We start from the raw sequence: 13313 nt of genomic DNA on the forward strand, positions 1-13313 counted from the left end.
CACGCCGCCGGGCAGACACCGCGCCGGGCCGGAGGGGGTGACGGCCCAGGAGGCCGTGCCGGCCGGCAGGAGAGCGTGCCGGGCGGGGCGGTGGCGGAACGCGCGCCGGGGTCAGGCCTTGGTGGGTTCCGGGGTGGCGGCGGCGGGGGCGTTCTCCGGGAAGTGGCAGGCGACCTTGTGGCCGCTGGCCAGCTCGGTCAGGGGCGGCTCGACCTTCTTGCAGATCTCCTGCGCCTTCCAGCACCGGGTGTGGAAGCGGCACGCGGGCGGCGGGTTGATCGGGCTGGGGACGTCGCCCTGCAGGCGGATGCGCTCGCGTTCGGTGCCCGCCTTGGGGTCGGGGACCGGCACGGCCGACAGCAGCGCGTTGGTGTAGGGGTGCATCGGCGAGGTGTACAGCGACTTGCGGTCGGCGACCTCGACGATCTTGCCCAGATACATCACCGCGACTCTGTCGCTGATGTGGCGCACCACCGACAGGTCGTGCGCGATCACCACGTAGGTGAGGTCGAGCTCGTTCTGCAGGTCCTCGAGGAGGTTGACGACCTGCGCCTGGATGGAGACGTCCAGGGCGGAGACGGGCTCGTCGGCGATGATGAGCTTCGGCTTCAGGGCGAGCGTGCGGGCGATGCCGATGCGCTGACGCTGTCCGCCGGAGAACTCGTGCGGGTAGCGGTTGTAGTGCTCGGGGTTGAGGCCGACCAGTTCCAGGATGTCCTGGACCGCCTTCTTGATGCCCTGCTCGGTCTGGATCCCCTGGATGCGGAACGGCGCGCCGACGATGGCGCCGACCGTGTGGCGGGGGTTGAGCGAGGAGTAGGGGTCCTGGAAGATCATCTGCATGTCGCGGCGGAGCGGGCGCAGCCGGCTCTGCGGCATGTGGGTGATGTCCTGGCCCTCGAAGGTGATCGTGCCGCCGGTGGGCTCGATGAGCCTGGTCACCAGCCGTCCCGTGGTGGACTTGCCGCAGCCGGACTCGCCCACCAGGCCGAGGGTCTCGCCCTTGCGCACCTCGAAGTCGATCCCGTCGACCGCCTTGACCGCGCCGACCTGTCGCTTCAGCAGCCCCTTGTGGATGGGGAAGTGCATGCGCAGGTCCTGCACGGACAGCAGCGTCTCGCTCATGTGGTCTCCAGCATCGGCTTGATCTCGCTCTCCCACAGCTGCTTGCGCTCCTCCGGCGCCATGTGGCACCGGACGAGGTGGCCGGGGCCCGACTTCAGCAGCTCGGGCACCTCGGTCTGCGAGCGGCCCTCGGTGCGGGCGGCGTGCGGGCAGCGCGGGTGGAAGGCGCAGCCCGGGGGGACGTTGATCAGGGAGGGGGGCGATCCCTTGATCGGCATGAGCCGCTCGGTGCGCTCCCTGTCGAGGCGGGGCATCGAGCCGAGCAGGCCCCAGGTGTAGGGGTGTTCGGGGTGGTAGAACACCGTTTCGGCGCTGCCGTACTCGACGCACTTGCCGCCGTACATCACCAGGATGTCGTCCGACAGCTCGGCCACGACGCCGAGGTCGTGGGTGATGATGATCAGCGCGGAGTTGAACTCGCGCTGCAGGTCACGCATCAGGTCGAGGATCTGCGCCTGCACGGTGACGTCGAGCGCGGTGGTGGGCTCGTCGGCGATGAGCAGCTCGGGGTCGCACGACAGCGCCATGGCGATCATGGCGCGCTGGCGCATGCCGCCGGAGAACTGGTGGGGGTAGTCGTCGACGCGACTGTCGGGCGTGGGGATGCCGACCCGGCCGAGCATGTCGATCGCGTGCTTGCGGGCGACCTTCTTGCTGACGTCGTTGTGGATCCGGTAGGCCTCGACGATCTGGTCGCCGACCGTGTAGTAGGGGTGCATGGCCGACAGCGGATCCTGGAAGATCATCGCCATCTTCTTGCCGCGCAGGCCGCGCACGTGGTCGGCGGAGGCGCCGACGAGTTCCTCACCGTCGAGCCAGATCTCGCCGGAGAGCTTGGCCTTGCCGCCCTTGTGCAGGCCCAGGATGCCGAGGCTGGTCACGCTCTTGCCCGAGCCCGACTCGCCGACGATGCCGAGCGTCTTGCCGCGCTCGAGGGCGAAGGTCAGCCCGTCGACGGACCTGACCAGGCCGTCGTCGGTCGGGAAGTGGATGCGCAGGTCCTTGACGTCGAGGAACGCGGTCACGAAAGCCTCACTCTCGGGTCGACCACAGCGTAGAGGAGGTCCACGACCAGGTTGGCCACCACGACGAACAGTGCGGCCAGCAGCGTGACGCCCATGACCGCGGGCAGGTCGTTGTTCTTGATGGCGTCGACGGAGAACTTGCCGAGGCCGTTCAGCGAGAAGGTCGTCTCGGTCAGGACGGCGCCGCCGAGCAGCAGGCCGAAGTCCAGGCCGAACACGGTGACGATGGGGGTCAGCGCGGCGCGCAGGCCGTGCTTGACCACGACGCGGCGCTCGAGCAGGCCCTTGGCGCGCGCGGTGCGGATGTAGTCCTCGCCCATCGTCTCCAGCATGCCCGCTCGGGTGAGCCTGGCGTAGGTGGCGGCGAACAGCAGGGCCAGGGTGATCCACGGCAGCAGCAGGTTGTAGGCCCACTGCAGCGGGTCGATGGTGACGTCCACCCACGCGCCGCCGGGGGCGGTCCAGCCGAGGCCGTAGCTGAAGACGGACAGGGAGATCATGCCGGTGAAGAAGATCGGCAGCGACACGCCGGCCAGCGCGATGCCCATGGCCGCGCGGTCGAAGAAGCTGCCGCGCCGCAGCGCCGACAGCACACCGGTCGCCACGCCGCCGAGCAGCCACAGCACCGCGGCGCCGATGCCGAGCGACAGCGTCACGCGCGAGCGGTCCATCAGGCTCGGCCAGACGGGCTGCTGGTTGATGAAGGAGTAGCCGAAGCAGGGCGCGGGGCAGTGCTCGACGCCCGCTCCCGTGTTGTACTCGGTTCCCAGCACGATCCCCTTGAGGAAGCGCCCGTACTGCACGATCACGGGATCGTAGAACCCGAGCCGCTCGGCGACCAGCTTGATGGTGTCCATGCTGGCCCCACGGCCGACGTACCGGGCGGCGAACGCCTCCGGTGTTGCGCCGGCCAGGCGCGGCACCAAGAAGAAGATCCCGAAGGTGACGATGCTCACGATGAGCAGCATCGCCAAAGCGCCGATCACGCGCCTGATGATGTATGTGACCACAGTGCCCGGCTCCGGTCCCCGGCCGGTTGTGCCGGCCGGGGACCTGCTGCCTTCACCCGCCTATCTAGGTGTGGTTCGTCTTACTGCTGGACGCCGAGACCGACGTAGTCGTACATCTGCTGGGAGTCGCTGATGAAGACGTTGGTCAGCCCCTTGCCGCGCATGTACAGGGCCTTGCCGTACACGCTCGGCATGACGACGGCCTGGTCGATGACCATGTGGTCGATCTGCGACCACAGCTCGGCGCGCTTGGCGGCATCCGGCTCGGCCTTGATCTGGTCGATGATCTTGTCGATCTCGGGGAACTTGACGCTCAGGTTGTAGTTACCCGCCTCGCGGATGTCCCGGCTGTCCATGATGGCCTGCATGAAGCCGTAGGTGTCGGGGTAGTCCGAGCCCCAGCCGTTGATGGCCAGGCCGATCTTGTTCTCCTTGACGTAGGACGGCTTGCCGGCGTAGAGCGCGAAGTAGTCGTCCTGCGGGTACGGCTTGAGCGTGAGCTTGATGCCGACGCGGGCGAGCGACTGCTGCAGCGACTCGGCCGCGGCCTTCTCCTTGGTCCGCTCGGTGCGGTAGGAGATGTTGGTCTCGAAGCCGTTGGGCTGGCCGCACTTGGCGAGCGCCGCCTTGGCCTTCTCCACGTCACCCTTGTCGTCGGGCGACTTGTAGAGGTCGATCTCCTTGTGGCCGGCCAGGCTCGGCGGGATCATCGCGCTGGCCGTGATGCCGCCGGTCTCGCCGCCGTAGGCGCGGAAGAGGCTGCTGCGGTCGGCGGCGAAGGCGATGGCCCTGCGGCACTCGACGTTGTCGAGCGGGGGGACGTCGGGAATGATCGAGGTGTACCAGGTGCGCTGCTGCACCGGGTTGTCGGTGCGGGCCTTGAGCGCCGGGTCGGGCAGGACCTTCGGCAGCGCGGCGTTGCCGATGCCGAGACCGTCGACGGCGATCTGGACGTCACCGGAGATCAGCCGGTTGTCGAGGTCGTCGGCGTTGACGCCGGTCTGCACCTCGATGCGGTCGGGCAGGGCCGGCCGGTTCGGGTCGGTGGCCGGGTCCCAGTTCTCGTTGCGGACCATCGTGAAGCCCTTGCCGATCTCGTTCTTCTCGAACTTGTAGGGCCCCGTCGAGATGATGTGTTCCTGGTACTTGGTGCCGGTGTCCTTGTCCTTGGGGACGGGCATGGTCATCGGCATCTGCACGATGTAGTCGAACAGACCGAACGGCTCCTTCAGGTGGAACACGATCGTGCTGTCGTCGGGCGTCTCGACGGCCGAGGAGATGTCGGCGTCCTTCGACTTGTAGGCGCCCTTGTAGCCCTTCGGCCAGTCGAGCAGCGCGTTGAGGTAGGACGGCCCGTTCGGGTGGACCTCCTTGTCGAACTGGCGCGCCACCGCGTACGCGACGTCCTTGGAGGTGACCGGGGTGCCGTCCTCGAACTTGATGCCCGAGCGCAGCTTGTAGGTCCAGGTCTTGGCGTCGTCGCTGGACTTGCCCAGGCTCTCGGCCAGGTCGGGCACGAGGGTGTTGCCGTCGGGGCCGGGCGCGGACTTGAACATCAGCAGCGAGCGGCCGTAGAGGCGGGCGAAGTTCAGGGCGTAGCCGTAGTAGGTATTGCCGGGGTCGAGGCTGTCCCAGTCGGCCGTGTTGGCCATCTTGAGAGTGCCGCCCTTCTTGTCAGAAGGGTTGTAGATCTTGCCCACCGCGGCGTCCGCCACTTCCGCGGCGCCCGAGGCGCCGGAGCTCGCGGGGGCGCTCTGACCCTGGCCGGGGGTCTGGGTCGGCGTGCCCGCGCAGGCCGCCAGTGCCATGGCGAGTGTGAGCCCGGCCGTGGCTGTCGTCAGCGCTTTTCTTCTCATCAAGGTGTCGCACCCCTTTGGGTTGGAAGGAGGGTTAAAGGGAGTCCGGGGGTCAGCGGCTGCCACGCGGGTCGAGCGCGTCCCTCAGGCCGTCGCCGAACAGGTTGAACGCAAGCACGGTGATGAAGATCGCCAGTCCAGGGAAGATCATGAAGTGCGGGATCGTGTAGAACCTGGCCGCGTCGGAGAGCATGCCGCCCCACGTGGGAGTCGGCGGTCGCACACCCACGCCGAGGAACGACAGCGCCGCCTCGAACAGGATGTTCGACGGGATCAGCAGCGTCGCGTAGATCAGGATCGGCGCGACCAGGTTGGGCAACAGCTCGCGGAAGATGATGTACGGCCCGCGGGCGCCCAGGCTCCTGGCGGCGTCGACGAACTCACGCTCGCGGAGTGACAGCGTCTGGCCCCGGATGATGCGGCCGAGGTAGGGCCAGTTGAAGAAGCCGATGATGAAGATCAGCAGCGTGACGCGGAGGGTGTCGCCGGACAGCCCGAACGCCTGGTCCGGCACCACACCGGCCAGCGCGAGCGCGAACACCAGCAGCGGGAAGGCGAGGAAGACGTCCATCGCCCTGCCGATGAAGCTGTCGATCCAGCCGCCGCAGTAGCCGGCGATGACGCCCAGCGCCGTGCCGATGACCACCGACACGAGGGTGGCGAGGAAGGCGATCAGCAGCGAGATTCGCGCGCCGTAGACGACCCTGCTGAAGATGTCGCGGCCGTTGACCGGCTCGACTCCGAACAGGAACTCGGAGCTGATCCCGCCGTAGGCCCCCTTCGGCGCGAGCGTGCCGCTGTCGACGAGATCCTCGTGGTACTGCAGCGGGTCATGCCCCAGCGCTCCCACGATCAGCGGCGCGAAGACGGCCACCAGCATGAGAAAGATGATCACGCTGGCGCCTGCCATCGCGACCTTGTCCCGCTTGAGCCGCCGCCAGGCGATCTGGCCGAGCGAACGGCCCTCGATGGCCTTGCCGCTGGTTGCTGCCACCACCGCTTCGGGAGCCGCCGAGCTGGCTGACTCCGGCACGTCGAGCGGTGCGGTCATGCGCCCTCCTCTGTCCTGACCTTCCAGGGGGCTGGCACGACCGGGGTTGTGCGCATACTGCTCGTGCCCCCTGGGTGAGACGGCGTCGTCCGTCACGGGCACCGGCCCGGTCTGGACTCACGCCCGTGCTTGCCAGGACCGTCCGTCACGGTCCCAGGAGGCAGAATGTATGGCCTGAGCTGCGCTGACTAGCCCCCAAGAGGTCGATGTGGCTCAACTGTGATTCCGGCGAAACTCATTCGTATCGATCTTGGACAGAATGTCTACAGCCCGTTCCGGTTGCATCTCGGAACTGTGACATTGCACTGGCGTGCGCGTTAGCTGATTCCGCGGCGCTTGAGAATGTCCTCGATATCGGAGAAATCGTCGTCGTTCGTCTTGGGCTGCCGCGGCGTGACCGCAGGCTTTGCCGTGGCGGCCTTAGCGGCCGGCGCAGGCTTCTCCCTTGAGGCGGCCGGGGCCTTGCCCTCCCCCGCCGACAGCTTCCTCGACCTGAGCACGCCCGAGACCATGAACAGCACCACCGACAGCCCGGCGAGCACCACCCCGGCCCAGGTCATCGGGTTGAACACCAGGCTGGTGACGAAGCCGACCGCCGTCGCGCCGATGGTCCACAGAGCGGCCAGCGCGCCGGTGAGGTAGGCGGCCATCGGCAGCAGCGACCAGGCCGTCATCCGCATCGCGGCATGAACTCCTTTACGGCGCAGCAGCAGGAAGCTGAACACCAGCCCCAGGCCGGTGGCGCCGGCACACAACGGCAACCACGCGATGGTATTGAATCCGCCCATATTGGCCACCCCTCATCTCGGCTGACGTCTCCATCCTGGCACGCGGTCCGGCCGTCGCCGCTCCTCCCTGAGGAGGGATCTTTCCCTTAGGGGGTGGTTTTTCGGTTCCGTTCGCCGGGAGTTCCCGCCACCGCCACCGCCACCGTCGCCGTCGCCGTCGCCGCCACTGGACGCGTCGCCGGACCTCCCTTGCCTCTGCCCCTCTCGACCGGACGCTCAGCCCGGCGAGAGCGGGCGTGCAGAGAGGCGCATGCGCGTTGGTCGGAAGGCGCGTGCGCGTTGGTCGGGAGACGCGCGAGCGTTGGTCGGGAGGTGCGCGAGCGTTGGGAGACGCGTGCGCCGTCGTCGGGAGACGCGTTCATTGCTCGTCGGGAGACGCGTGCGCGGTGGTCGGGAGACGCGTGCGCGGTGGTTTCGGGTGCCGGTTGCTTTCCGCCCGGCCCGGTTCCGGCGGGCCGCTCCTCGCCGCCGGCGCCCGGGTCGTTTCACCCGGGCATCCCGCCCGTCCCGCGCCCGGCATCCCCGCTCATCCGCCACTCGAGCGACCTGCCCGGTCCCCAACCCGAGCGCTCTGACCGATGCGCGCCCAGGCGCCCTGCCCGTCCCCAACTCAGACGCCCTGCCCGCCGACACCCGGCCGTCCTGCCCATCCCCAACCCAGGCGCCCTGCCCGTCCCCGGTCCGGGCGCTCTGGCCGCCTCGTGCCAGGGCGCCCACGCCATGAGTCGTTAGGGCCCAGGGCCATGAGGTGAAGAGCCCGAGTAATGAGCAGATTCACGATGCAGAAGACCCCCGAGCCGGTAGCTCGAGCCGAAGACCCGGAGCTCACGAGCCGGTAGCTCGAGCCGAAGACCCGGAGCTCACGAGCCGGTAGCTCGAGCCGAAGACCCGGAGCTCACGAGCCGGTAGGGCGAGCCGAAGGCCGAGAGTGATGAGCCGCAGCCATGAGCCAGAGTCCGAGAGCCACAAGCCAGAAAGTGGGAACCGCGACGCCACTGGCAATGGCCACGCCCCAGGCCCGGACCACGGCTCAGCGGCGGGACCACAGACTCGGAGGCGGGGGCAAGCGTCCCGGGGGCCGGGGTGTGCGGCAGGGGCTGTCCGATGGCGCCGGCGCCCAAGCCCCGACGCGCCGCCACGGCCTCGCAGCGGCCGGCCTCGAGGGCAGGGCGGTAGTGCCTCGGCAGCGGGCCGGCCCCGCAAGCACGGCGATTGCCCCTCGGGAGCGAAGTGACCTCGGAAGCAGGGCGGGCGTAGCACCTCGGCAGCGAGCTGGTCCCGGAAACGGGGCGGTAGCTTCTCAGCGGCGAGGTGGCCCCGGAAGCCGCGCTGGCACTAACGCCTCGGCAGCCGGCCCCAAAGCAGGGCGGTAGCGCCTCGGCAGCGGGTCGCACGATGGCAGTGCCTCGGGAGCGAGGCGGCCTCGGAGGCAGGGCGAGCGGTAGCGCCAACGCAAGAGGCCACAAGAGCAGGGCGGTAGGTAGAGCCTCAGGAGCGAGGCGATTGGGGGGAGGCTGGGATCAGAGGTTGAGAGGGGGCACGAGGGCGCGCAAGTGGTCGGGCGTGATCTCCATGAGGGACGACACCACCAGGCGGCCGGGTGCGGGCTCGATCGGCAGCAGACTGGGGACCGCCACCACAGCGCATCCGGCGGCCGTTCCCGCCGCCACACCGTTGGGTGAGTCCTCCAGCACGACGCATCGCACCGGCTCCACGTCCAGCAGGCGGGCCGCGGTCAAGTACGGCTCGGGGTCGGGCTTGGTGTGGGTCACGTCGTCGGCCGTCACGATGACGTCGAACCGGTCGCGGCCCACCGAGGCCAGCACCGCCTCGGCGATCTCCTTGAGGGACGAGGTGACCAGCCCGACGGGCACGCCCTCGGCGCGCAGGCTCTCCAGGAGTTCGATCGCGCCCGGCATGGTCTGCACGCCTCCGGCCAGCGCGGTGACCATCCCGTCGATCATCCACTCGCGCAGGGTCTCCGGCGCGACGGACGAGCCCGACACGGCGAGCATGTAGTCGACGGTGCGTTCCATGGAACCGCCGACGAGGTGGGTCTGGTGCTCGGGAGTCCAGATGCCGCCGAGGCGGGACATCACCTCGATCTCGATCTTCAGCCACACCTTCTCGGTGTCGACCAGCAAGCCGTCCATGTCGAAGAATGCGGCGTCCACGTTTCCCCCGATGCACTCGATACGGACTTCTACGGTAGGGCGTCCTCGTGACTTGGTATTGTTCGGGTCCGCTTCTGAGGTGGTTGGTAGTGCCGTGACGGCGGCCAGCCACGTGGGCTCGGTGAGCGTATCCCTGGACGGAGGCCCGCCCCGCGCCCCGGGTGGCGCTGCGCCCGCTTGCCGTACGGGGAGGGCCGCGGCCTGCCCGCCACGAACGCCAGGGGACCGGACTCCGCCGCGCCCAGCCCGAACGACGCCGACGGGCCCGACCCGCCGCATGCTCCACGAACGACAAGGGATTGCACCCTACCCCGCCAAGGACCCCGGTGCGCGGGGCGACGCTCCCCACGGCGGCCGGCGACGGCACGGAGCCCGCCTGGAGAGGCCGGACGACGCCCGCGCCCTTGGAAGGCCGGCGGCGGAACGGTGCGCGCCTGCCGCGACGAGCGGCCGGAGAGCGTCTTCCCGCCACAGCTGAGCGGCCGGAGAATGTCCCCCACCGCAGCCGAACGACCACCACGTGTCCGACCGAAGCAACCGAACGACCAGGAGCGTCCGCCCGTCACAGCCGAGCGACCGGAAGCGTCTGGCCGACCGAGCGGCCCTGGCAGGCGCCTGTCCGGCACAGTCGGACGACCGCGCTCCAGCAGTCACGACCGCGCGGACGTGCCGCATCCGACGAGTGCGGCGTCCGTGGCGCGGGCGATGCGATCGATGGTGCGGGCTCTCCGGGCCGCCTGTTCTGTGGGACGTGGCGGCCGGTCGGCGCGGGGCAGAGGTGCCCTTGGGTTGCCTCTGCCACCGCGGCGCGCAGTTAAACGTTGAAGTACTTGGCTTCCGGGTGGTGGGCGACCAGGGCCGAGGTGGCCTGCTCGGGGTGGAGCTGGAACTCCTCCGACAGCGTGACGCCGATCCGGCCCGGGTCGAGCAGCTCGAAGAGCTGCACCTGGTCCTCCAGGTTGGGGCAGGCGGGGTAGCCGAACGAGTAGCGGCAGCCCTGGATGTTGACCTTCAGCATGTCGTCGAGAGATTCCTGGCCGCCGATGCTGAGCTCCGAGCGGACCCTGGCGTGCCAGTACTCGGCCAGCGCCTCGGTGAGCTGCACCGACAGGCCGTGGAGCTCGAGGTAGTCGCGGTAGGCGTCCTTGGCGAACAGCTCGGCCGTGGCCTCGGAGATCTTGCCGCCCATGGTGGCGATCTGGAAGCCGACGACGTCGACCTCTCCGGAGTCCTTCGACCGGAAGAAGTCGGACAGGCACAGGTGCCGGTCGCGCCGCTGGCGCGGGAAGGTGAAGCGGGTGCGCTCGTTGCCCGCGTCGTCGAGGATGATGAGCGCGTCGCCGTCGCTGACGCACGGGAAGTAGCCGTAGACGACGGCCGCCTCCAGCAGTCCCTCGGTCTGGATGCGGTCGAGCCACATCCGCAGCCTGGGCCTGCCCTCGGTCTCGACGAGCTCGTCGTAGCCGGGTCCGTCGCCGCCCCTGGTGGGCTTGAGGCCCCACTGGCCGAGGAACAGCGCCCGCTCGTCGAGGAAGGCGGCGTACTCCTGGAGCGAGATGCCCTTGACGATGCGGTCGCCGTGGAACGGCGCGACGGGGACGGGGTTGTCGGCGGCCACGTCGGAGCGGGCCGGGAGCTCTTCGACGGGCGTGCGGACGAGGGTGGCGCCGGACTTGACGCGGCGCTCGCGCAGCGCGGGCAGCGGGGAGCCCTCGCGCTTGTGCGCCATGAAGGCGTCCATCAGCCGCAGGCCCTCGAAGGCGTCGCGGGCGTAGCGGACCTCGCCGTCGAACAGCTCGGCCAGGTCCTGCTCGACGTAGGCGCGGGTGAGGGCGGCGCCGCCGAGCAGCACGGGGTAGCGCTGGGAGATGCCCCGGGAGTTCATCTCCTCGAGGTTCTCCTTCATCACGACCGTCGACTTCACCAGCAGCCCGGACATGCCGATGACGTCGGCGTTCTTCTGGTCGGCGGTCTCCAGGATGGTGCTGACCGGCTGCTTGATGCCGAGGTTGACGACCTCGTAGCCGTTGTTGGACAGGATGATGTCGACCAGGTTCTTGCCGATGTCGTGGACGTCGCCCTTGACGGTGGCCAGCACGATGCGGCCCTTGGACTCGCCCTCGACCCTGTCCATGTGGGGTTCGAGGTAGGCGACGGCGTTCTTCATGACCTCGGCCGACTGCAGCACGAACGGCAGCTGCATCTGGCCGGAGCCGAACAGCTCGCCGACCGTCTTCATGCCGTCGAGCAGGACGTCGTTGATGATCTCCAGCGCGGGGCGCTGCGCCAGCGCCTCGTCGAGGTCGGCCTCGAGGCCCTTGCGCTCGCCGTCGATGATGCGCCGCTTGAGCCGCTCCCACAGCGGCAGCGCGGCCAGTTCCTCGGCCTTGCCCGCGCGCAGCGCCGCGGCGTCGACGCCCTCGAACATCGCGATGAACTTCTGCAGCGGGTCGTAGCCGTCGCGGCGGCGGTCGTAGATCATGTCGAGTGCGACCTGGCGCTGCTCGTCGGGGATGCGCGACATCGGCAGGATCTTGGAGGCGTGGACGATCGCCGAGTCGAGGCCGGCGTTGACGCACTCGTTGAGGAACACCGAGTTGAGCACCATGCGGGCGGCCGGGTTGATGCCGAAGGAGATGTTGGACAGGCCGAGCGTCGTCTGCACCTCGGGGTAGCGGCGCTTGAGCTCGCGGATGCCCTCGACGGTCTCCAGGCCGTCCTTGCGCGACTCCTCCATGCCGGTGGCGATGGTGAAGGTCAGGCAGTCGACGATGATGTCGGAGACCTTCATGCCCCAGTTGGCGACCAGGTCGTCGATCGTCTCCGAGGCGATGCGGGCCTTCTCGGCGGCGGTGCGCGCCTGGCCGTTCTCGTCGATGCACATGACGACGACGGCCGCGCCGTGCTCGCGCACCGCGGTCATGGTCTTGTGGAAGCGGGACTCGGGCCCGCGCCCGTCCTCGTAGTTGACGGAGTTGACGACCGCTCGGCCGCCGAGCATCTCCAGACCGGCCTTGAGCACCTCGGACTCGGTGGAGTCGAGCATGATCGGCAGGGTGGAGGCGGTGGCGAAGCGGAAGGCCAGCTCCTTCATGTCGGCGACGCCGTCGCGGCCGACGTAGTCGACGCACAGGTCGAGCATGTGGGCGCCGTCGCGGGCCTGCTCGCGGGCCATCTCGACGCAGTCGTCCCAGCGGCCTTCGAGCATGGCCTCGCGGAAGGCCTTGGAGCCGTTGGTGTTGCAGCGCTCGCCGATGGCCAGGTAGGAGGTGTCCTGGCGGAACGGGACGGTCTGGTAGAGCGAGGAGGCGCCAGGCTCGGGGTGCGGCCTGCGCGACGCCGGCTGCTGGCCGCGGACGCGCTCGACGACCTGGCGCAGGTGCTCGGGGGTGGTGCCGCAGCAGCCGCCGACGAGCGACAGGCCGTAGTCGCGGGCGAAGGTCTCGTGGGCGTCGGCCAGCTCGCCGGGGCTCAGCGGGTAGTAGGCGCCGTCGGAGGTGAGGACGGGCAGGCCCGCGTTGGGCATGCAGGAAAGGCGCAGCCGTGAGTGGCGGGCGAGGTAGCGCAGGTGCTCGCTCATCTCGGCGGGGCCGGTGGCGCAGTTGAGGCCGACGAGGTCGACGCCGAGCGGCTCGATCGCGGTGAGGGCGGCGCCGATCTCGGAGCCGAGCAGCATGGCGCCGTTGGTCTCGATGGTGACCTGGGCGATGATCGGCACGTCGCGGCCCGCGGCCTCGATCGCCCGCTTGGCGCCGATGACGGCGGCCTTGACCTGGAGCAGGTCCTGACAGGTCTCGATGATCAGCGCGTCGGCGCCGCCGGCGATCAGGCCCGCCGCGTTGTCGCGGTAGGCGTCGCGCAGCGTGGCGAACGGCAGGTGGCCGAGCGTGGGCAGCTTGGTGCCAGGCCCCATCGAGCCGAGCACGAACCGCGGGTGCTCGGGCGTGGACCAGTGGTCGGCGCGCTCGCGGGCCAGGCGGGCGCCCGCCTCCGAGTACTCGTAGACCCTGTCGGCGATGTCGTACTCGCCCAACGCCGCCATGTTGGCGCCGAAGGTGTTGGTCTCGACGCAGTCGACGCCGACCGCGAAGTAAGCGTCGTGAACACCGCTGACGATGTCGGGCCTGGTGACGTTCAGCACCTCGTTGCAGCCCTCGTAGCCCTCGAAGTCATCGAGGGTCGGGTCATATGACTGCAGCATCGTCCCCATCGCACCGTCGGCGACCATCACGCGCTGGGAGAGGACTTCGCGGAAAGACGGGGAGGCGTTCATGCGGTCAAGCT

Annotated in this window: 8 protein-coding genes; all 8 read right to left on the reverse strand. The window is 69.3% G+C overall.

Annotation, left to right across the window (positions count from 1 at the left end):
* Positions 1–111: 111 nt before the first annotated feature.
* The 8 genes from ABZX22_RS08730 to metH all read right to left on the reverse strand — a co-directional run bounded on the left by ABZX22_RS08730 (position 112) and on the right by metH (position 13302).
* On the reverse strand, positions 112–1125 hold the full coding sequence (locus ABZX22_RS08730) for a dipeptide ABC transporter ATP-binding protein (protein ID WP_354907000.1): 1014 nt from the start codon (positions 1123–1125) through the stop codon (positions 112–114).
* Positions 1122–2150, reverse strand: a complete 1029-nt coding sequence (locus ABZX22_RS08735) for an ABC transporter ATP-binding protein (protein ID WP_354907001.1) — start codon at positions 2148–2150, stop codon at positions 1122–1124. Before ABZX22_RS08735 ends, ABZX22_RS08730 begins: the two co-directional genes overlap by 4 nt.
* On the reverse strand, positions 2147–3160 hold the full coding sequence (locus tag ABZX22_RS08740; RefSeq protein ID WP_354907002.1) for an ABC transporter permease: 1014 nt from the start codon (positions 3158–3160) through the stop codon (positions 2147–2149). Before ABZX22_RS08740 ends, ABZX22_RS08735 begins: the two co-directional genes overlap by 4 nt.
* An 80-nt stretch (positions 3161–3240) precedes the next feature.
* Complete coding sequence (locus ABZX22_RS08745; protein ID WP_354907003.1) at positions 3241–5016, reverse strand: ABC transporter substrate-binding protein; 1776 nt, start codon at positions 5014–5016, stop codon at positions 3241–3243.
* 52 nt (positions 5017–5068) lie between these two features.
* Positions 5069–6067 (reverse strand): ABC transporter permease, encoded by a 999-nt coding sequence (locus ABZX22_RS08750; protein WP_354907004.1) that lies wholly within the window; start codon positions 6065–6067, stop codon positions 5069–5071.
* 317 nt (positions 6068–6384) lie between these two features.
* Positions 6385–6855: a cellulose synthase gene (locus ABZX22_RS08755; RefSeq protein WP_354907173.1), complete on the reverse strand. Its 471-nt coding sequence runs from the start codon at positions 6853–6855 to the stop codon at positions 6385–6387.
* Positions 6856–8375: 1520 nt separating this feature from the next.
* A complete protein-coding gene (locus ABZX22_RS08760; RefSeq protein ID WP_354907005.1) occupies positions 8376–9029 on the reverse strand; it encodes an HAD family phosphatase in 654 nt (217 codons plus the stop codon).
* 814 nt (positions 9030–9843) lie between these two features.
* Positions 9844–13302: a methionine synthase gene (metH, locus tag ABZX22_RS08765; protein WP_354907006.1), complete on the reverse strand. Its 3459-nt coding sequence runs from the start codon at positions 13300–13302 to the stop codon at positions 9844–9846.
* Positions 13303–13313: the final 11 nt, after the last annotated feature.

Source organism: Nonomuraea sp. NPDC003804 (assembly GCF_040610675.1).
In the GTDB taxonomy this organism is placed as follows: domain Bacteria; phylum Actinomycetota; class Actinomycetes; order Streptosporangiales; family Streptosporangiaceae; genus Nonomuraea.

Excerpts from the sequence above, each read along its gene's own strand:
- ABZX22_RS08730 (WP_354907000.1), bottom strand. The coding sequence starts at position 1,125 with ATGAGCGAGACGCTGCTGTCCGTGCAGGACCTGCGCATGCACTTCCCC.
- ABZX22_RS08745 (WP_354907003.1), bottom strand. The coding sequence starts at position 5,016 with ATGAGAAGAAAAGCGCTGACGACAGCCACGGCCGGGCTCACACTCGCC.
- ABZX22_RS08750 (WP_354907004.1), bottom strand. The coding sequence starts at position 6,067 with ATGACCGCACCGCTCGACGTGCCGGAGTCAGCCAGCTCGGCGGCTCCC.
- ABZX22_RS08755 (WP_354907173.1), bottom strand. The coding sequence starts at position 6,855 with ATGGGCGGATTCAATACCATCGCGTGGTTGCCGTTGTGTGCCGGCGCC.
- metH (WP_354907006.1), bottom strand. The coding sequence starts at position 13,302 with ATGAACGCCTCCCCGTCTTTCCGCGAAGTCCTCTCCCAGCGCGTGATG.